20 protein-coding genes are annotated in these 18468 nt (G+C 73.6%); 14 read left to right on the forward strand and 6 right to left on the reverse strand.

Features of this window, described 5'->3' with window-relative positions; genetic code table 11:
* The first annotated feature begins 40 nt into the window (after nucleotides 1–40).
* From OG897_RS36545 to OG897_RS36560, 4 genes are read left to right on the forward strand one after another with little or no spacing between them, the layout of a single operon-like run.
* Nucleotides 41–394 carry a TadE/TadG family type IV pilus assembly protein gene (locus OG897_RS36545; RefSeq protein ID WP_266664006.1) on the forward strand — a complete coding sequence of 118 codons (354 nt, stop codon included), beginning with the start codon at nucleotides 41–43 and terminating at the stop codon, nucleotides 392–394.
* A complete protein-coding gene (locus OG897_RS36550; RefSeq protein WP_323188155.1) occupies nucleotides 391–819 on the forward strand; it encodes a TadE/TadG family type IV pilus assembly protein in 429 nt (142 codons plus the stop codon). The genes OG897_RS36545 and OG897_RS36550 overlap by 4 nt, the downstream gene beginning before the upstream one ends.
* A complete protein-coding gene (locus OG897_RS36555) occupies nucleotides 816–1292 on the forward strand; it encodes a pilus assembly protein TadG-related protein (protein ID WP_266664008.1) in 477 nt (158 codons plus the stop codon). The genes OG897_RS36550 and OG897_RS36555 overlap by 4 nt, the downstream gene beginning before the upstream one ends.
* Complete coding sequence (locus tag OG897_RS36560; protein ID WP_266664010.1) at nucleotides 1289–3961, forward strand: BTAD domain-containing putative transcriptional regulator; 2673 nt, start codon at nucleotides 1289–1291, stop codon at nucleotides 3959–3961. Before OG897_RS36555 ends, OG897_RS36560 begins: the two co-directional genes overlap by 4 nt.
* 282 nt (nucleotides 3962–4243) lie before the next feature.
* Here the strand turns inward: OG897_RS36560 and OG897_RS36565 are convergent, their stop codons facing one another.
* Entirely contained in the window at nucleotides 4244–4882 is a 639-nt protein-coding gene (locus OG897_RS36565) for a hypothetical protein (RefSeq protein WP_266664011.1), read from the reverse strand.
* A 500-nt stretch (nucleotides 4883–5382) separates the two neighbouring features.
* On the opposite strand from OG897_RS36565, the gene OG897_RS36570 reads away from it, so the two are divergent.
* From OG897_RS36570 to OG897_RS36610, 9 genes are all read left to right on the forward strand, one after another.
* A complete protein-coding gene (locus OG897_RS36570) occupies nucleotides 5383–6435 on the forward strand; it encodes an AAA family ATPase (RefSeq protein ID WP_266664012.1) in 1053 nt (350 codons plus the stop codon).
* Nucleotides 6436–6558: 123 nt separating this feature from the next.
* Complete coding sequence (locus OG897_RS36575; RefSeq protein WP_266664013.1) at nucleotides 6559–8370, forward strand: VWA domain-containing protein; 1812 nt, start codon at nucleotides 6559–6561, stop codon at nucleotides 8368–8370.
* Nucleotides 8371–8464: 94 nt separating this feature from the next.
* Nucleotides 8465–9205 carry a DUF317 domain-containing protein gene (locus tag OG897_RS36580; protein WP_266664014.1) on the forward strand — a complete coding sequence of 247 codons (741 nt, stop codon included), beginning with the start codon at nucleotides 8465–8467 and terminating at the stop codon, nucleotides 9203–9205.
* A gap of 48 nt (nucleotides 9206–9253) precedes the next feature.
* Nucleotides 9254–9658: a hypothetical protein gene (locus tag OG897_RS36585; protein ID WP_266664016.1), complete on the forward strand. Its 405-nt coding sequence runs from the start codon at nucleotides 9254–9256 to the stop codon at nucleotides 9656–9658.
* An 85-nt stretch (nucleotides 9659–9743) separates the two neighbouring features.
* Entirely contained in the window at nucleotides 9744–10220 is a 477-nt protein-coding gene (locus tag OG897_RS36590; protein ID WP_266664018.1) for a hypothetical protein, read from the forward strand.
* Between the two features lie 68 nt (nucleotides 10221–10288).
* Entirely contained in the window at nucleotides 10289–10723 is a 435-nt protein-coding gene (locus OG897_RS36595; RefSeq protein ID WP_266664020.1) for a hypothetical protein, read from the forward strand.
* A gap of 107 nt (nucleotides 10724–10830) precedes the next feature.
* Nucleotides 10831–11307, forward strand: a complete 477-nt coding sequence (locus OG897_RS36600; RefSeq protein ID WP_266664022.1) for a hypothetical protein — start codon at nucleotides 10831–10833, stop codon at nucleotides 11305–11307.
* A 40-nt stretch (nucleotides 11308–11347) separates the two neighbouring features.
* Nucleotides 11348–11743, forward strand: coding sequence for a hypothetical protein (locus OG897_RS36605; RefSeq protein WP_266664024.1), 396 nt, complete (start codon nucleotides 11348–11350; stop codon nucleotides 11741–11743).
* A gap of 210 nt (nucleotides 11744–11953) precedes the next feature.
* Entirely contained in the window at nucleotides 11954–12313 is a 360-nt protein-coding gene (locus OG897_RS36610; RefSeq protein ID WP_266664025.1) for an SH3 domain-containing protein, read from the forward strand.
* A gap of 73 nt (nucleotides 12314–12386) precedes the next feature.
* Here OG897_RS36610 and OG897_RS36615 read toward each other — a convergent pair whose 3' ends face one another.
* Nucleotides 12387–12974, reverse strand: a complete 588-nt coding sequence (locus tag OG897_RS36615) for a hypothetical protein (RefSeq protein WP_266664027.1) — start codon at nucleotides 12972–12974, stop codon at nucleotides 12387–12389.
* Nucleotides 12975–13144: 170 nt separating this feature from the next.
* On the opposite strand from OG897_RS36615, the gene OG897_RS36620 reads away from it, so the two are divergent.
* Nucleotides 13145–14248, forward strand: a complete 1104-nt coding sequence (locus OG897_RS36620; RefSeq protein WP_266664029.1) for a DUF5954 family protein — start codon at nucleotides 13145–13147, stop codon at nucleotides 14246–14248.
* A gap of 178 nt (nucleotides 14249–14426) precedes the next feature.
* Here OG897_RS36620 and OG897_RS36625 read toward each other — a convergent pair whose 3' ends face one another.
* The 4 genes from OG897_RS36625 to OG897_RS36640 form a co-directional block, all read right to left on the reverse strand.
* A complete protein-coding gene (locus OG897_RS36625; protein WP_266664031.1) occupies nucleotides 14427–15377 on the reverse strand; it encodes a hypothetical protein in 951 nt (316 codons plus the stop codon).
* A gap of 219 nt (nucleotides 15378–15596) precedes the next feature.
* A complete protein-coding gene (locus tag OG897_RS36630) occupies nucleotides 15597–16526 on the reverse strand; it encodes an extensin (protein ID WP_266664033.1) in 930 nt (309 codons plus the stop codon).
* Nucleotides 16523–17449: a bifunctional lytic transglycosylase/C40 family peptidase gene (locus OG897_RS36635; RefSeq protein ID WP_266664035.1), complete on the reverse strand. Its 927-nt coding sequence runs from the start codon at nucleotides 17447–17449 to the stop codon at nucleotides 16523–16525. The genes OG897_RS36630 and OG897_RS36635 overlap by 4 nt, the downstream gene beginning before the upstream one ends.
* Entirely contained in the window at nucleotides 17446–18450 is a 1005-nt protein-coding gene (locus OG897_RS36640) for a replication-relaxation family protein (RefSeq protein WP_266664037.1), read from the reverse strand. Before OG897_RS36640 ends, OG897_RS36635 begins: the two co-directional genes overlap by 4 nt.
* Nucleotides 18451–18468 lie beyond the last annotated feature (18 nt).

Here is an 18468-nt window from a genome sequence, read left to right on the forward strand (position 1 = left end):
CCGCACATGGAGAAGGGGGCGCTGCGGGGACCGGGGGAGCGTGAGTACGGAAGCCGTGCTCGCGGTGCCGGTGCTGATGGTGCTGCTGTTGCTGATCGTGCAGTTCGCTCTCGCGCTGCACGCCCAGCACATCGCCCAGACGGCCGCCTCCCGGGCGCTGGCTGCCGCTCGCGCCCAGGATGCCTCCTCGGCCGCCGGAAAGGCCGACGCGGCGAAGACACTGCGGCTGATCGGCGGGCGGGTCCTGCGGGCTCCGTCGGTCAAGGTCAGCCGTAGTGCGCAGAGTGTGACGGCGGTGGTGGAGGGCGAGGTGGTGGCGGTTGTGCCCGGGTTGCGCCTGCGGGTCTCGGGGCATGTGGCGGGGCCAGTTGAGCGGTGGAGTGTGGCGCCGTGAAGCGTGCTGAGCGTGAACACGGGACGGTGCGGGATCGGGGGTCGGCCAGCATGGAACTGGTGCTGGTGACGCCGCTGTTGATCCTGCTGGCGCTGGTGGCCGTCGCCTTCGGCCGCCTCGCCGGGGCCCGGCTCGACGCCGACGAAGCCGCCCACCAAGCAGCCCGCGCCGCCTCCCTGGCCCGCACTGCCGAGCAGGCGCAAGGCAATGCCCTGCGGGCTGCCCGCGCCAGCCTGGCGGGCGCCGGAGCGTCCTGTACCACTCCTCGTGTCGCCTCCCAACTGGGTGGTCTGGAGCCGGGTGGGACGGTGCGGGTCACGGTGATCTGCCGGGCCGATCTTGACGTACCCGGGATGCGGAGCATGGACGTCACTGCGACCGCGACGTCCGTGGTGGACCTCTACCGAGGGGAAGTGGCGACATGACGCGCACCGTTCTGCCGCGCTCGTGGCGGGAGCGGGAGCGACGGCGTGAGGACGCAGGGCAGGTGACCGCCGTGGTCGTGGTGTCGGTGGCCGGGCTGTTCCTCTTCGCCGGGCTCGTCATCGACGGCGGCCTCGCCCTCGCCGGGAAAGTGCGGGCCGCCGACACCGCGCAGGAAGCCGCCCGTGCTGCCTGCCAGAAGGTCGACCTGGAACACCTGCGGGCCACCCGCCAGATGCGCCTGGAGCCGGGGCCGGCGACCGCCGCCGCCCATGCCCGGGTCGCTGTGGCCGGGGATCGTGCGCGGGTGGTGGTCCGGGATGCGCAGGCGGAGGTGACCGTCACGCATGTCCAGCGCACGCAGGTGCTGTCCTTGATCGGCCTCGGTTCCCTGACCACTACCGCCTCGGCCACCGCACACATCGAGCGCGGCACCAGCACCCCATGGGCCGAGCCAGGGGAGGCAGGCCTGTGACGATCCTGCGGCGGGTGCAGGGTGGGGTGCGCCTGGTGGCCGCGGCGGTGGCGCTGGCGGCGGCGGTCGGGGGTATCCCGTACGTCCTGGCGGTCACGGTCGGGGTGCCCTGGCCCGAGCGGGTCGCCTCGGTGGGCGACCTGCTTACCCGGCTCTCCCAGCCGGTCAGCGACCCGTTTGTGTTGCAGGTGCTCGCGCTGGTCGGGTGGGTCTGCTGGGGGTACTTCCTGGCCACTCTGGTACGCGAACTGTGCTGGGTGGTCGCGAAGCTGCCCGCCCTGCTGCGCGACGCCACCTTGCTGCGCCGTCGTACCGCGACGCTGCCCGCGCACCGGGCTGCCGCCGCGCTGCTCGTCGGCACCGTACTGATCGGCGTGTGCGGCCTGGGACGCCTTCCTGCCGCGTCCGCCGAGGCCCACGCGGTTACCTCCCTGGCCCAGCCGGTGGCCGCTACCGCGCTCCAGCAGGTCCTGGCCGCGACCCCCGCCGGGGCGCCGCGGCCCGCGTACACCTCGTACAGAGTGCTGGCCGGTGACACCCTCTGGGACCTCGCCGCACAGCACCTGGGCGATCCCCTGAAGTGGCGGGAGATCTACCAGCTGAGCTGCACCATCCGGCAGAAGGACGGGCAGCTGCTGTCCGATCCCGATCTGATCCTGCCCGGCTGGGAACTCCACCTGCCCAACCTGGCAGGGCCGCCGCTGCCACCATCCAGCCGGCCGTCGGCCCCGACCGTGCCGTCGCCCCGCGGGGATGCCGTGCCTGCTCCGCTGCTTCCGGCCGCGCCGTCACCTTCTGTTTCGGGCGGTGCGAGCGAGAGTGCCTCGCCTGCCGCCCGTGCGGGGGAGGAGGCGCACCGGCCGGTGGCGATCGGGCTCGGTACCGCCTCCCTGATCGGCGTGACCACGGCGGCGGGCATCGCCGCCGCTCTCGGGTACGCACGCAAGCACGCGGCCCGCCGCCGCACGCCCCGCCTCGACGCCTTGACGGCTCCGGTGGGCGAGGAAGGGCTGCTGCTGGCCGACTCGGTGAAGGCGAGCAACCGGGCCTACCTCGCCGCCCGGGCCGCCCGCCACCACACCCCCGACGGCCCGCCCCGACACACCGCGCCCGCTGATCCGCAGCCACCCGGCACCGTCACCTTGGCCGAGAGCGGCGGGCGCGAAGTCGCGGTGGACGTCCTCGCGGTGCCCGGTGGAGTGCACCTTTACGGCGACGGTGCACGAGATGCGTTGCGGGCTTTGGTGATCGCCATCGCGGCGGCAGCCGAGCGTCTGCGGCCCGGACCTCCGCACGTACGACTGATCGTGCCTGCCCCGGTGCTGGCCCGGCTGCTGCCAGATGCGGTGGAGTTGGGGCCGGCCTGGCAGGTGGTCGCCACGGTCGGTGCCGCGCTCGACGTTGCCGAGCACGTCCTGCTCGAACACGCCCGTCACCGGCAGCACCTTGATGTACGGGACGCGGACGCCGGACCGGCTTTCCACATCCTGCTGCTCGACGGCACCGAGGATACGTACGCGCGCCGCCTGGAAACCCTGGCCGGCCGCGCCAAACCCGGCGAACTGGCCGTCGTCACCTGCCAGAACACCAGCCCCGGGACCGCCTGGCACACCGTCACCGCTGCCGCGGACGGTACCGCGGGTGGTGACCTGAGCGCGCTGCACCAGGCGACCCTGTTCCTCCTCGCCCCGCAGCCAGCCGTCGACCTGCTGGCCGCCCTCAGCCGGGCACGCGACCAGCACAGCCCCCGCACACCTGCGCCGTCCGAGGCCGACGACGAGACTCCGGCGGCCGACGGGGAATCCCCGGGAAGGCGTTCTGCGGTGCCGCTGTCCGACCCGCCACGGCCGTCGGAGCAGGCCTCGACACCTTCGGTGGGCCCGGGCAGCGCCTCGTCCGTGCGCGCGGTGCACATTCGCCTTTTCTCAGGGTTCTCGCTCTCCGTACGCGGAAAAGAATGCGCGCTCGCCGAAACGCGGAAAGAGGAAACCCGGGAATTCCTCGCCCTCCTTGCAGCACACCCGGGAGGGCTGCGCGGCGAAGAAATCGCCGACCGAATGCAGATCTCCGGCAGCGCCACGGAAGTGCATCGGCGCGTAGCCAATCTTCGCCGCAACGTCCGCCGGATCCTGCGGGACGCCACCGGGCAGCAGGAAGTGGCCTTCGTCGTCCCCCACGGACAGCGGCACCGTCTCGACCCGCAGCACATCTCCACCGACGTCGCCCACTTCACCGACGCCCTCCAGCAAGCCGTCACTGCCGACTCCCCTTACGGCCGCGCCGAAGCCCTCCAGCACGCGACCGACACATACACGGGCCCGCTGTGCGACGGAGCCGACTACCTCTGGGCCATCGACCTGCGCGAAGCCCTGCACCGCCGCGCCGTCGACGCCCTGGCCCTCCTCGCCGACCACACCGCCCAGCACTCCGCAGACCCCGAACCCGCCCTTGCCCTGCTCAACCGGGCCGCCGACCTCGACCCCACCAACGAACACCTTTACCAGCGCATCATCCAGCTCCAGCTTGCCCTGGACCGCAACGACGCAGCTCAGCGCACTCTTCGCCTCCTAACCACCCGCCTCGCTGACATCGACGCCTGCCCCGACCCTGCCACCCTCGCCCTGCTCCACACTGCGGGGCCCAGGAAGCCTTCCTCTGTTCGGGGGTAGGCCACCCCGCTGTTGAGGGTTTTGCCGCAGGTGAGACGGTCGCTGGCGAGCCCTCGGGCAAGGGCAACTGCGGCTGACGGAGATCCGTCGAAACCGAGTCCAGCACCTCGTCCTCGCTGGCGTCCTCCCAAGGGGGTCGAGTCCGGCGTCCTGCTTGGACCGGAGCACCCCCGCACCCGCATCACCCCAGGTCACGGCCCGGTCCGCCAACGTGGACCGGGCCAGCCTGCATATCGGTACAGGTATGTGTCCCGATCTGCCGGCAACCCGCCCCGACCCGGCTCACTCCCCTGCGACCCTCGCTGCCTGCTCACCTGTATGCCTGCTGATTCCGTGCCTCTCTGTCTCTTCCTTCTCCCTTCCCCCTCTGCTTCCTTGCTGCCGGCCCCCGCCAGGCCCTCCCGGGGGAGGCGGTGCCCCGGCGGAGCCGAGGGTGCCGCCGGGCCGCCGTGCCGGGCCGCCGTGCCGGGCCGCCGTGCCGGGCCGCCGTGCCGGGCCGCCGTGCCGGGCCGCCGTGCCGGGCCGCCGTGCCGGGCCGCCGTGCCGGGCCGCCGTGCCGGGCCGCCGTGCCGGGCCGCCGTGCCGGGCCGCCGTGCCGGGCCGCCGTGCCGGGCCGCCGTGCCGGGCCGCCGTGCCGGGCCGCCGTGCCGGGCCGCCGTGCCGGGCCGCCGTGCCGGGCCGCCGTGCCGGGCCGCCGTGCCGGGCCGCCGTGCCGGGCCGCCGTGCCGGGCCGCCGTGCCGGGCCGCCGTGCCGGGCCGCCGTGCCGGGCCGCCGTGCCGGGCCGCCGTGCCGGGCCGCCGTGCCGGGCCGCCGTGCCGGGCCGCCGTGCCGGGCCGCCGTGCCGGGCCGCCGTGCCGGGCCGCCGTGCCGGGCCGCCGTGCCGGGCCGCCGTGCCGGGCCGCCGTGCCGGTGATTCGCACGCGAACTCGAATACGGGTTTTGCCGGCGTTTCGGCAGGTGGCGCGGGCCTGGGGTTCGGTCGTTCCGGGGCGGGCGTACGACGCATTGCGTCGTGCATTGTGGAATTCACGATAAAAGCGGTCGTGAATTCGCGAGAATTCCAGCATTATCAAGCCGGAATTCCTATTGGGTCGTCGCCTGGGTCGAGCTATATTTGAATTGTTCCCGGGGAAGCCGGGGAATGTGAAACCCGAAAGGGAACTCCCCCTATAAAGGCTTACGGGTGGAGTGTGCCCCGAGGCGGCCGGAATTACGGAAAAGGATTCCGCCGCCCCGCACCCAGAAAGGCCCTGTGATGACGACACCTCCTGCCGCGCCCCCGGGTGCCCCACCACCTGCCACCCCGCCACCCCCGCCTGCGGCTCCTCCCTCGGCCGCGCCTGCGGTGAACTCCGCGCCCCCGCCCGGCCCGAGCAGTGGGAAGGCGCGGCCGGGGGAATTGCGGGCCCGGATTGCCCAGGTGCTGGATGCCAGCCCGCAGGTCGGGTTCACGGTGACCGAGCTGGCGCACACGCTGGGGCACTCGGGCGGGGCGGTGGGCAACGCCTGCGAGACCCTGGTCACCAGGGGCGAGGCGGAACGGATCGGTGCGAAGCCGCGCATGTACCGGGCCACCCCCGCCACCGCCCAGGCTGCCCAGCACACCCCCGCCCCGACCGCCGGGCCGCCGCGCCCCCGCCCGGCCCCCAGCGCCCCGCAACCCGCCCCGGGCGGGCGACCCGACCCGGTAATGCGCCCCAACGGGATGCCCTACCACCCGCGTGCGCTCGCCCAGTTGCCGGATGTGGAGGCGTTGCAGAAGCTCCGCGAGGCGGGGGTGGCGGTGTTGTTGTACGGGCCGCCGGGCACCGGGAAGACCAGCCTGATCGAGGCGGCGTTTCCGGATCTGGTCACGGTGGCGGGGGACGGGGACACCACGGTCGGGGACCTGGTGGGTGAGTACACCCAGGACCCCGGCGGCGGATACACCTTCGTCTACGGGCCGTTGATCACCGCCATGCAGGAGGGCCGCGCCCTCCTGTTGGACGACGCGACCCTCATCTCGCCGAAGGTGCTGGCCGCCCTGTATCCGGCGATGGACGGGCGGAAACAGATCCAGGTCAAGGCGCACAAGGGCGAGACGATCACCGCTGCGGACGGGTTCTACGTGATCGCGGGGCACAACCCCGGGGTGCACGGGGCGGTCCTCACCGAGGCGTTGTCCTCGCGGTTCAGTGTGCAGATCCAGGTGGGCTCCGACTACGACCTGGCCGCCTCCTTGAAGATCCAGCCCAAGGCGGTCCGCATCGCCCGCCGCCTGGCCTCCGCCCAGGAGGCCGGAGAGGTCGGCTGGGCCCCGCAGCTAAGGGAGTTGCTCGCCTTCCAGAAGATCTCCGACGTGTTGGGCATGGAGACCGCCTTCGCGAACCTGGTCGGCGTGGCCCCCCTGGAAGACCGGGACTTCGTAGCCGACCTGGTCTCCAAGATCCTCGGACGCCCGGTCACCGCCCTGGCCCTGGGCCGCCAGCTCTAACCACCCCGCACCCCCTTTCGGCCCGGCCGGGCCCCGCCCGCCCCCTGTGCGCGGGCGGCCCCCGGCCCCGGCCACCCCCACCCCTGACGTATCCCGTACACCCCGTGAAGGGACTGGTCTGTCATGCCCGGATTCGCCCCCGCCCACCTCCCGCCCGCCCCGCCCTCACTGTCCGCCGCCGAGCTGGAGGTGGCCCGGTGGGAGGACGACGGCGGCCCCGCCCACCTCCCCGCCCGGACTCCGGCGGCCGAACACTGGGCCCGAATCAGCGCCGCCCTCGGCGACCGCCTCCCCGACCTCGCCGCCCGCAACGACGTCCTGGTCACCTGCGAGGAAGTCACCCGCTCCGGGGCCCCGGCCGCGTTCTTCCCCGCCACCGCCGAACTCGAACTCCACCAGGGCCTGTTCGGCCCCGTGCGCCCGGCCACCATCCACCCCGAACGCCCCGGCGACGAGGACCGCTACCCGGTCGCCTACGGTGCCCTCATCCACGAGGCCGCACACGCCGCGCACACGAAGTGGATGCCCCCGCCTGCGGTGCGGGGCACCGCCCTGGGGCAGGCCGCCGAACTCCTGGAGGAGTCCCGGGCCGAGCGCGCCCAACTGGGCCGCCGTCCGCAGGACCGCCCCTACCTGCGCGCCACCGTCCACCAGGTGGTCATGGCTGACCTGCACGGCCCGTTGGGCGGCGGACGGTGGGAGGCCGGGGTGGCGGCCGGGCTGATCCTGGCCCGTAGGGACGCCGGAACCCTCGACCCCGAGGAGACCGAACCCCTGGAGCAGGCCCTCCTGCCGGTCCTCGGCGCGGACACCCTGACCGCCCTCGCCACCATCTGGGCCGCCGCGCACACCACCAGTGACACCGATGAGCAGGCCATGCTCGCCCACGCCGCCGCCTGGTGCCAGGTGCTGGGGGCCGATCCGGTCACCCCGCCCCCCACCGCCTGCGGGACGGGGCCCGACCTGGGCGAGGTGATCGGCCAGATCACCGCCGAGGTCGCCGGACAGGAGACGGATGAGGCACATGCCCGGGCCCGGGCGCAGGCGGTACGGGAGGCCCACGCCCGGGCCCGGGCGGCACAGGCGGCACAGCAGCGGGAGGCGGCCCGCACGGCCGAGAAGGTGTTCGCCCCCGGCGCTGCCCCGTTCACCCCCGGAACCGGACGCCAGCAGGGCGGTACGTCACCGGTGATCGGGACCCGCGCCCCCACGCCGCAGGAGAAGGCCGCCGCCGGACAGCTCGCCCGGGGATTGCGCGCCGCCGCCTACCGGGAACGCACCGCCACCGTCACGATGTCGGCGTCCCCGCCGGGCCGGTTGAACATGCGCCAGGCCCTGGCCCGGGACGCCCAGAAGGCGGCCGGGGCCACCCCGACCGCCACCCCCTGGGTGCGCACCACCCACCGCCCGACCCCGACCCCGCCGCTGCGGGTGGGCATCGCGGTCGACGTGTCCGGCTCGATGCAGGACGCCGCCGACCCGATGGCCTCGGCGGCCTGGATCCTCGCGAAGGCCACCGCGCTCACCGACCCTGACTCCCGCTCCGCGACGATCGCCTACGACCGCACCCTGACCGCCCTCACCTTCCCCGGCGGCGCCCCGGCCCAGGTGACGACGTTCCAGGCCACCGGGGGCGGACACCGCCTCGCCGAAACCGTGGACGCCCTGGATGCCGTACTGGAGTTGTCCCGCCCGGGCACGGGCCGCCTGCTGGTGATCGCCTCCGACGGCTGGTACGCCCCCGACGAGGCCGCCCGTGCCGCCGCCCGCCTCACCCACCTGCACCGGGCCGGGTGCGCGGTGCTGTGGCTCGGCTTCGACGAGGACACCCGCCCCCTGCCCGGAGCCACCCTCCTCAACCTCACCCACCCCGCCCAGGCCATCCCCGCGATCACCCGGGCCGCCACCGCCGCCCTCGCCGCCACCCGCACCTGACCCGCCCCCCCCGCCCGGCCCCGGGGCAACACCCCCACCCCTGCCCCCGGGGCCGTCAGGTGGCACAACCCCGCCCCCGAAACCTCCTTAACCCATGACGCACCCCAGGGAGTTCACCGTGCCCGACCACACCCCGTACCTGATCGCCCCCGTATACCTCGCAGGCCCCGACCCTCACGCCGTCACCACCGTCGCCGACGTGCTGACCTGCGCCGGATGGTTCCCGCACCCCCTGCACCCGCACCTCCTGCAGAACCCGGGCGCCACCTGCGCCGCCCGCCACTTCACCCCGCACCCCGGCAACCACCCCGACTGCCTCATCCCCGCCGCACCCCGCCAGGACCGGGCGGGGGTCTGGGAGTTCGCCGCCTTCCGCACACCGGGCGGCCCTCCGCTGTGGGAGGCGCGGTTCAGCCCCGCCACCCCGCCGGAACTGACCGCCGCCTTCGCCGCAGCCCTCGCCGACACCACCCCCACCCCCCACGGCACACCCCGCCACCTGACCCCCGGCGGCCCGCAGGCGGAGGCGACCGCACCGCTCGCCGCCGCCGGATGGCTGTGCGACATCGGCACCGAACACACCTGGTACCCCGCCGACCACCAGGCCGCCGTCATCACCCCCACCCCCGCCCCGGGCGGACCGGACGGGAACTGGGTCTTCGCCGCCTGCCGCGCCACCGACGCCACCACCCTCTGGCACGCCCAAGCCACCCCCACCACCCCCGCCCACCTGATCACCGCCCTGTGCCGTGCCCTCACCGACCCCGCCCCCGTACCCCGCCCCACCCTGCCCGCCCCCGACCACGGGGCCCGCACCGTGCCCCGCCCCCGCTGACCCTGGCCACCCCACCACCCCGCCCGAACACCTCTGGAGCTCCGTGCCATGACCGACAGCCAGCCCCTGCACCTGTCCCCCCACACCCACGCCCAGCTCGCCCTCCTGGCCCAGGCCTGGAACACCACCCCCGCCCACACCATCCAGCGCCTCCTGGACGCCTACCGCACCACCGCGCCCACCCCGCCGCCGCCCGCCCCGGACACGGTGTCCGTCTACGCGATCTACGCCCGCCAGAGGATCCACGGCAGGTACGACCCGAACACCCGCAGCGTGACCCTCACCGACGGCCCCGCCCCCGGCCCCTACAAAACCCCCAGCGGTGCCAGCGCCGCCGTCGTACGGGCACTGAACCCCGACGTGCCCCCGATCCGCAACGGCTGGCACTTCTGGCGGCTCACCAAAGACGGCCAGCCCCTCAACACCCTGCGCACGCCCCGTCACACCGCCTGACCCCAGGCCCGCCACACGGTGCCGCCCCCCCCCCGGGGCGGCACCCCTCCCACCCGCACACCACCGGAAAGAGAGCTGACCTGTCATGACGAGCCTCGCCGAACGCGCGCACGCCGCCGCCGTGTTCATCACCCACACCGCCGCCGTCAGCCCGTACGGCCCCTACCGGGGCGCAGACCAGGCCCGCACCGCGATCCGCCTGTCCGCCGCCCTCGGCCTGGGCCTTACCCACATCACCACCACCAGTGACCGCCTGCGACGGCGCACCGCCCCCGGCGAGCCGGTCCTGGCCACCGCCACCTGCCCCGACACCCAGGGGACGTACACCTTCCTCGCCCGCAACCCGCTCTACGACGACGAACCGTTCGAACTCCTCGGCCCCTGCCCCGCATGCAACAACCCCGTCCCCCTCGCCGAAGTCCGCCACCTCGGCGACCTGGGCACCCACCTCGCCCACACGCCCTACCGCCCGGAAGACCTCCTGCACGCCGACCGGCTGCCCGACACGTTCTGGCTCGACTCCGGCCACACCGACACCTGCCGCTACGGCGAAACCCTCTAACCCACCCCCCGCCGGGGCCGCACGCAGGCGGCCCCGGCCCACCCCCGCACCCATCGGAGTACGACGTCATGAACAACCCGCCCAGCCGCGTACGCGGCACCCTCAAACTCACCCCGCCCACCACCCCCACCGCACCCCGAGCCCGCACGGCGGGCCCCGGCGAGAGCGCCATACGGGCAGCCCTCGGCGACGACGGTTACACCCTCCTGCGCACCCGCCGCCACCAGGTCCCACAAACCCCGGTCACCCTCCTCGCCGACCTGCTGTGGATCACCACCCGGGAAGCCGACCGCCTCCACGAGCAGCTCCAGAACGCTGCCCGCCAGGCCCGTGACCGGCTCACCCGTGCGCTCGACGGCGGACCCGCCAGCGTGCACGGCGTCCTGAACACCTCCGGCCCCCACACCGACCTGCTCGCCGCCCGCACCGCCCAACAGCTCCGCCAGCTCGGCGCGGTCCTCGACACCTACCGCCAGGCCACCGCCACCGAACCCCGCCCCTGACCACCACCCCGGGCGGAGCCGTGCCCCGCACGCCCCGCCCGGAAGGGCCCGCCACCCGCACACCCGGCCGAACCGCCGGCCCCCCCCACCTCACCAGGAGTCCTCACGTGCCCGTCCTCGACGACCGCTACCGCACCCTCGCTCACACCACCCTGAACGCCGCCCGCCACACCCTCGCCCAGCACACCGGCCCCGAACAGCCCACCCTCACCGACCTGCTGCACAACGCGGTCGACACCACCGCCCGGACCTGCGGCGGGACCCGCCCCTCCGAGACCGCCTGGCTCTGGGCCGAAGCCGCCTTCCACCTCGCCCACGCCGCCGGATGGAACCCCTCCGGCCTCACCGACCCCGCCCTGCCTACCCTCCTGACCCGCCTCGACCAACGCCCCCACGCAGCCCGCCTCCGCCTCCTCGACACCGCCGCCACCCGCACCGCCCCCACCGTCATCCCCCTGCCCGAACCCACCCCCACCCCCGTCCGGGTCACGGGCCGCCGTCAGGCGGGCGGCTGCGGGTGCGCGTGCACGGCGGGCGGGTTCTGCGGCGGCTGCGGACATGCCGGATGCGGCCGACGCCCCTAACGCCCACCACCCACCCCACACACCCGGAAGGACACACCCCATGGCCGGCACCAGCTACCTCACCGACGCCGAACGCCTGATCACCGAAGCCTGGAAACAACCCCTCGACCAACTCCGCGCCAGCGCTGCCTCCGACCCCGTCCTCACCGGCATCCTGCGCCTGCACCAGGCCCTCACCACCCTCACCCGCACCATCACCAACCAGCAGGCCGGACTGCGCCGCCTTACCAACCCCGACCACCACCTCGACACCGAAGCCCTGCACCACCTCAGCCGCCACAACGAACAACTCCGCCTCGCCCACGGCCAAGCCGACGCCTACCTGAACGCCATCGCCACCCTCCTCAACGCCTTCCCCAAGGGCTACCTCGCCGAACTCCACCTCCTGCGCACCCACCACCTCACCAACACCCCAACCACCGTCACCACCAACTGACCCCCACACCACCAGCCCTGTGCCCCGTCGGTCACGACCGGCGGGACACAGCCACTCCACCCCTGCCGGGCCGCAACGGCCGCGACGGTGCCGCGCCGTCACCCGGGCAGGGCAGCGCTCCCTCCAAGGTGTGGATCTTCAACCCGTTTGACCGGCTGTGTCGTTGGACCGGGCACCACCCACCCTTGACCAGCTCCCGGGAGTGCCGCCATGCCCACCACCATCACCGCCCGCCTGGCCACCGCCACGCTCGCCGCCGCCCTGCTGTGCGCCACCGGAGCGGCTGCCGCCGCCCCCACCCCTGCCGGGACCCCGCAGGGTGTGCACGCGGTGCGGGGCGGGGACCCGTGGTGCCACATCACCGGCTCCTCCGCCGTCGTCCGCGCCCAGCCGAACGCCAAGGCCACCGCCCTCGGCGTCGTCTACCGGGGCGCGAAGTGCACCGGCTATGACTACGACCGCACCATCACCTGGATGAAGGTCAAGATGAACAAGACCGGCCTCACCGGCTGGGTCCATCACAGCCTGGTCAGCACCGACCGCGAATCCCTGGAGCCCACAGGCCCCTGACGTCCGGTGGTTTCTGCTGCTGGAGGCCCGGTCGCGACTGACGGGGGTCGAGGCGAAGAGACCGGCCCGGCCGTCAGGCGAGGCCGATTCCGCGGGCCCGTTCGGTGCGGATGAGTTCGCGAAGCCGAACGGTGTGCGGGTTGGGGCCCGCGACGTCGTCGACCAAGTCGCAGAAGCTGGTCAGTGAGTCGTGGTCGCGCAGGTCCGGGATGCGCAGGGGGTCCTTGAGGGCGTCACGGATCTCCAGCCAGCGCTCCGCCCACCGCACCAGGTGCCAGGCGACCAGGCCGTCGAGGAATGCCACGGCGGGGGCGGTGTCGTTCCACTTCTGCTGCCCGGTCAGGCTGCGCCGGCCGACGAGGATGCGCTCGAAACACCACAGCAGGGCGAAGTACGCCTCCAGAACCGTGTGCACCTCGGACCGCGCATGCGCACGGTAGCCGGTGTGGGTGCGGAAGTGCTCCAGCACGTCACGGGCCTGTGCGGTGCTTCCGCTCGTCAGGTCCGTGTGCAGACTGCGGGCGAGCTCGAAGGCCGCGTGGGTGTACGCCCCTGCTGCCGCACGGCGTGCCCACAGTGCGGAACGGCGCGCCCAGAGTGTCGCCCACACTGCGACGCCGGCGGCCAGCCCTGCGATGACCACACTGACCGATTCGGTCACGCCCGCCCTCCTCCTCGGTCTGCCCCTCCCCGGGGGGAGGAGGGAGGGACACACCCCTGCTGCGAATGGTTCCCAACGTGTCTTCCCTGTCATGGCGTTGAACAGACTTGGACGATGGAGGAGTTGGGGATTCGGTGCCGGTGCGGTGTCGGGGTGGGCAGGATGAACGCATGGAGTACGAGCAGGGAAAGAACGTGGGCCAGGGGCGGCGGCCGATGGTGGTGCGGGTGCCACGGGAGCCGGTGGAAGCCGCCGTCGAGGCCGACGCGGTGGATGCGATGGTCCGGGCCGGTGACGTGGCGGTACGCGGACCGCTGTTCGGGGTGGCCGTGCAGGGTGCGGAGGACGGCCCGCGCTGGCGGGTGGTGCGCGCGGTGGTGGAGGGCTGCCCGCAGCAGGCGCGCGACGGTCTGAACTCGTTGTTGTGGTTCTGGGCGAAGGACGAGGCCAAGGACCGTGACGAGCGGCGGGAGTTGCTGGCGGCGGTCGCCCGTCTGGAGGTCGAGCGTGTCGATGAGCTGACCGTGCTCGGGTCCCGGTACCGGATCATTCGTGCCGAGGAGTACGCCGGTACGGGGGCGGACGGGATCGAGCGGCCCCGCCCGACCGATCCGGAGCCGGTGGCCGCTGACTGGAGCCGGGAGGCCGAGACAGCGAAGGTGGACGGTGGTCTGGTTCTGGACCCGGACGCGCCGGTCACTCCCTCGCAGGCGGCGGAACAGCTGGCCCTGCGTGGTCTGGCGTATACCGGTTCCCGTTTCCCGGCCGAGGTACTGTCCGACGCGCTCCGGGCCCTGGAGACCCATCCCGACGTCCTCCTGCTGCCCGCGGCGTTCCGGATCGTGCAGCAGAGCGATGCCGGATGGACGCCCGCCGGGTGCCTGCATGCCCGTGCCCAGGACGCCCGCAAGAGCCTCGACTTCTCCCTGACGTACTGGCAGCCGCGCCAGCGTGGTCTCATCCCCATCGATGCCGACAACCTGCACACCGATGCCCGGACGTGCGTGGCCGCGGGCACCGCCGAGCCGGGCTCCGAGCTGGCGGCTTACGCACAGGCCTCCGACCGGCTGCGCGCGGGCCGTCTCGATCAGCTCACGGTTCTGGGCGCCGTCCACCGGATCGGCCGTTGCCGCCGGTTGGTGCGCTGGGGCCCGGACGGTCCCGAAGGGCCCCGTCCGTCTGATGTCAACATGCAGGACCCGATGCGCCTGCACCCCGTCCTCACTGAGGACGGCACCGTCCTGCCCGAACGCGCCCCGGGCGACGACGAGTGACGAAACCGCCTTCCGCAGGGGCACCGATGGCCGGGGAGGGGAGGGTGGTCTACGGCCGGGGCCGGGAGAACGCCGTCATGGGCGTCGGGCATTCGGGGCTTCCAGTGTGCAGGCACAGCCGGGCTGGCACCCCCCGTGTGTACGGGGGACGCCAGCCCGGTGCGTGGCAAGTAGGGGGTTATCCGGCGGTGCCGGGGGCGGTAGTAGTGCGGTAGGTGCGGGGGCGGTCGGTGACCTGCTCGGCGAGCCCCTGCTTGACCAGGGAGACCAGGGCGTTGGCGATGGCTCCGGAGGAGCGGTCGATGGCGCGGCTGATCTTGGTGGCGGTGAAGGCTTCGGCGGGGTGGGCGGTGAGGTGGTCGATGACCATCTGGCGCAGACCGCCCGGTGCGAGGCGCTTGCCGTCCGTGGACGCCGCCTCAGGCGCGGCCACGAGGGCCGGGGTGGGGTCGGCGGGGGCGGGACGGGTGCTTCCCTGTGCTGCGGTGGGGGACGTGGACTCAGCGGTGTTCGGGGTTTCGCGGGCGTCGGTCGGGCCGGAGCCCACGGCCAGGGCGGAGGCGGTCGCCGGTTCGGCCGGAGCCAGGCGCGGGGAGTCGCTGCCGGCGGGCATGGGGGTGGGAGCAGTCTGCTGAATACCGGAGTCGGGGGTGCCAGTGGGTGCGGTGGGCTGGGGCTCGTCGCTGTTGCTGGTGTCCGGGGAGGGCAGGTTGGGGATACGGGCTTCGCTGGTGTTCGGAGTGTGGATGGTGTCGGTGGCAGGGGCGGGGGTCGGGTGTGCCGTGCCCGGTACGGCGGTGTCGGCCGCTGCAGCCTCGGGGGTTGTTCCCGTGTTCGGGGTAGGAGTGGTGTGCCAGCGGTCGGGGGTGCGGCGGGGGCCGTCGTGTCCGCCGGGGATGCGGGTGGCGAGTCCGTGCTGTTCGAGGGTGACGAGGGCCTTTCCGGCGGTGGAGCGGCCGAGGCCGGCGGCGAGGGCGAGTTCGGCGGTGGTGGCCGGTTCGGTGAGGGCGGCGAGTTCGGTGAACAGGGCGGCAGGCGCACCGGTGAGGCCAGTCAACGGCTCGGCGGCGGTGGGCGGTTCGGGGACGGCGTGCAGGGTGCGGGGGGTGGGGTGCGGGGTTTTGGTCATGGTGGGGCCTCGTTCTTCCCGGTGGTGCGGATGAAGGGGTCCCCGGCCGGGGGTGTGACCGTGTGCAGAGAGCGTGGGGTCACGGTTGCCGGTACGGGCGGCGTGTACGGCGCGGTGTGTGCCCGTTCCAGCGACCACCATGGACGCTCCGCTTGCCGATCAAGTCAAGCCCGCGGCGGGGTGGTTGGGATACGGGCCGGTCAGACGTGTTGCGGCCGGTCAAGAGAGCGGTGGCGGGTCTGTGGCGGGCGATGGGTCGGTCGGCCGGTCGGTAAGGAGCTGGGCGCGGATCTGTTCGGCGCGGGTCGGGCCGATGTGCAGATCGGTGCGCAGCCGCCATGCGCTGACCGGCCGCCCGGTGGTGGCGCGTGCCGCTGTGTCGAGTGCGCGGGCCCGCTCCCACAGATCGGTGTCGGTCGGCCCGTCGCCGATCGGTCGGTCCCGGTCGGCCGGACGGTTGTCGTCGTGCGGGTCGGGGCCCGTGGGGGGCCCGCTGGCGCCCCGCCCGGGCTCCGGCGCGCATGGTTCGGACGGCGTACCGGAACGGGCCGGATGCGGGGGCATGCCCAACAGGGGCGGGCCCGGCAACGGGTGGACGGCGGAGGGGAGTTCGCCGGATCGGTCGGGCCTGTCCGGTTCGGTCTCGTGCGGCGCGGAGGAGGTCCGCAGATCGGTGGAGTCGGTTTGTGCCAGCAGTGGAGCGACCGTGCGGCGGTAGGCGGCGGTGGTTTCGGTCAGCAGGACCAGCAGCAGGGTCGGTACGCCGTGCAGGACGATCCCGGCCGGATCTGGAGCGGTCGGCCAGCCGAACGGCCCGGTCGGCGAACCGATCGGTGCGGTCGGCCAGATCGATTCCCAGGTGTTCATCAGGGTCGCGGCGGTGCCGGTGAACCAGCGCAGGGCGGAGGACCAGGCGGGTGGGCGGAGGTTCCAGGCGGCGAGGCGGGCGTCCGCGTACAGCACCGCGGCCAGTGCCAGGGCGACCATCGGATCCAGGAGCAGGGCGATCGGCCACGGCACGCCCCGGCTGGTGGCGAACAGGGTGACGTTGACCGCAGTGAATACCAGGGCGAGGGCGGCCACCCCGGCCAGCGCCCGGGTGAGTGCGGTGAGCAGGGCCTGGGCCTCGGCTGGGGTGGGCGCGCTCACTGTGTAGCGCCTCGGGCGGTGGGGCGGGTGGCGGCGTAGTAGTCCTTCCACCGGTAGTCCTCGACGCGGACGAGGGAGTGGCGGTTGGGGGCGTTGATCATCTGGTTGTTGCCGATGTAGAGGCCGACGTGGTGGATGCGGCCGGGGGTGCCGTAGAAGACGAGGTCGCCGGGGAGTAGCGGCTGTCCGGCGGGGATTTTGGGGGTGGCCTGGTACTGGTCGTTGGCGACGCGGGGCAGGGTGATGCCTGCGGCGGCGTAGGCGGCTTTGGTCAGGCCGGAGCAGTCGAAGCCGCCCTCGGCCGGGCCGTCGCCGCCCCAGACGTAGGGGGTGCCGAGCTGGGCGCGGGCGAACGCCACCGCCGTGCCCGCCGCCCCGGTGGGCGGGGCTACTTGGGAGGCGTACTCGTCGGCGATCTTCAGGACCTGGTTCACGTAGGCGTTGCTGTGGTTGTAGTGCCAGATCGCCCGGCGCAGGTTCTTCCCGTCCTGTGCGCCGTTGGCGCAGAGCAGGCGTGCGGCGGCGAAGACCGCGTCGACGGGGTCCCAGGGGGTGGGCGGTTTCTTCCCGCCCGGCGGCACCGGGTAGGCGTACAGGGGGAACGTGCTCGGCAGGAACTGCATCGGCCCCACCGCGCCCGCGCTGGAGATCATCGTCGGGTGCCGTCCGTGGTTCGTCTCGACCTTCCCGATCGCGGCGAGCACGGTCCACGACAGGCCGGGGCACTCCGGTGCGGCCCGCTGGTACAGGGCGAGCATCGGTGCCGGGATGTCCGCTGTGGCGTGCGCGCTTGGCGCGGCCGAGGCGCCGCCTCCGCCGGGGAACAAGGAGCCGACGGCGGCGGTGATGACGAGTAGGGCGAGCAGCGGCAGGGCGACGACGGCGCAGCCGATGCCGCCCGCTGCTCTGGCGGGTGCGCTCATGCTGAGCCGGGGACCGGCGGGCGGGGCGGCGTGGGGTGCCAGGGAAGTGGTGCGTTGCGGCCGGAGACGGTGGCGGGGGCGGGCAGGAGGCTGGTGTCGGTGAGGGCGGGGGTGATGTCGGGCCAGTGAGCGGCAAGTTGGGTTGGGGTGAGCCGCCCGGCAGGAGACGGGTTCAGGGGGAGCCAGATGGGGTGGGTGGGGGTGCCGAGTTGGGTGTTGCTGGTGGCGATGGGGAGGTCGAGGCGGTCGGCGGTGTCGGCGAGGCGGTGGCGCAGGGCGGTTTCGCGGCGGGTGCCGGCCGTGTGGATGAGGAGCGGGGTGCGGGTGGCGGTGGTGGCGGCGAGGGCTGCGTAGCCGGGGAGTTTGGCCTCCAGGCGGGCGAGGTTGTAGGAGCCGGTGTCGTACTCCAGGAAGCAGGGGAGGAGGCGGGTTGCGTCGGGGGCGGTGGTGTGGGCGTAGGCGTCGGGGTGTACCCAGTCGCCCCAGAGGCGGGTGGCGGAGCGCTCGGAGAGCCAGACGGGGAGACGGGTGGTGGTGTGGGTGGCGAGGTGGGTGAGGAGGGTGTTGACGCCGAGGGTGTGGTCGAGGGTGGGGGAGAAGGCGACGCTGGCGCAGTTGTCCTTGCGCCAGCCGGTGGCGGGGAGGTCGACTCCGGCTTGGGCGGCGAGGAGTTCGGCTCCGGCACGGCCGAGGGTGTAGTGCTCGGGGGCGGAGCCGCGGGTGCGCAGTGGGCGGAAGGAGTCGAGGACGCCCATGAAGTAGAGCTCGCGCAGGCGGCGGTTGGCGGTGCGGTGGCCGGTGAAGGCGAGTGCGGTGATGTGGTGTGAGGTGAGGACCTTGTGCTCGTGGAGCATGCGGATGAGCCAGAGGTCGCGTGGGGTGAGGCGGGTGGCGAGCTGGGCGAGGTCGGTGCGGGCCCGCGACGGCTGAGCGGGGCGGCGTCGGCGGGAGGCGGCCCGGGGAACGTAACCCGGGTTGGGGTGTGGATCTGTCGTGGGCATGATCTGGATTCCCTTGAG

It is taken from the genome of Streptomyces sp. NBC_00237, assembly GCF_026342435.1.
Lineage (GTDB): Bacteria > Actinomycetota > Actinomycetes > Streptomycetales > Streptomycetaceae > Streptomyces.

What these genes read in the sequence shown, in the direction of transcription:
- OG897_RS36640 (WP_266664037.1), bottom strand. Translation starts at nt 18,450, where the DNA reads ATGCCCACGACAGATCCACACCCCAACCCGGGTTACGTTCCCCGGGCC.
- OG897_RS36590 (WP_266664018.1), top strand. Translation starts at nt 9,744, where the DNA reads ATGACGAGCCTCGCCGAACGCGCGCACGCCGCCGCCGTGTTCATCACC.
- OG897_RS36575 (WP_266664013.1), top strand. Translation starts at nt 6,559, where the DNA reads ATGCCCGGATTCGCCCCCGCCCACCTCCCGCCCGCCCCGCCCTCACTG.
- OG897_RS36605 (WP_266664024.1), top strand. Translation starts at nt 11,348, where the DNA reads ATGGCCGGCACCAGCTACCTCACCGACGCCGAACGCCTGATCACCGAA.
- OG897_RS36610 (WP_266664025.1), top strand. Translation starts at nt 11,954, where the DNA reads ATGCCCACCACCATCACCGCCCGCCTGGCCACCGCCACGCTCGCCGCC.
- OG897_RS36580 (WP_266664014.1), top strand. Translation starts at nt 8,465, where the DNA reads ATGACGCACCCCAGGGAGTTCACCGTGCCCGACCACACCCCGTACCTG.
- OG897_RS36595 (WP_266664020.1), top strand. Translation starts at nt 10,289, where the DNA reads ATGAACAACCCGCCCAGCCGCGTACGCGGCACCCTCAAACTCACCCCG.
- OG897_RS36555 (WP_266664008.1), top strand. Translation starts at nt 816, where the DNA reads ATGACGCGCACCGTTCTGCCGCGCTCGTGGCGGGAGCGGGAGCGACGG.
- OG897_RS36585 (WP_266664016.1), top strand. Translation starts at nt 9,254, where the DNA reads ATGACCGACAGCCAGCCCCTGCACCTGTCCCCCCACACCCACGCCCAG.
- OG897_RS36620 (WP_266664029.1), top strand. Translation starts at nt 13,145, where the DNA reads ATGGAGTACGAGCAGGGAAAGAACGTGGGCCAGGGGCGGCGGCCGATG.
- OG897_RS36625 (WP_266664031.1), bottom strand. Translation starts at nt 15,377, where the DNA reads ATGACCAAAACCCCGCACCCCACCCCCCGCACCCTGCACGCCGTCCCC.
- OG897_RS36635 (WP_266664035.1), bottom strand. Translation starts at nt 17,449, where the DNA reads ATGAGCGCACCCGCCAGAGCAGCGGGCGGCATCGGCTGCGCCGTCGTC.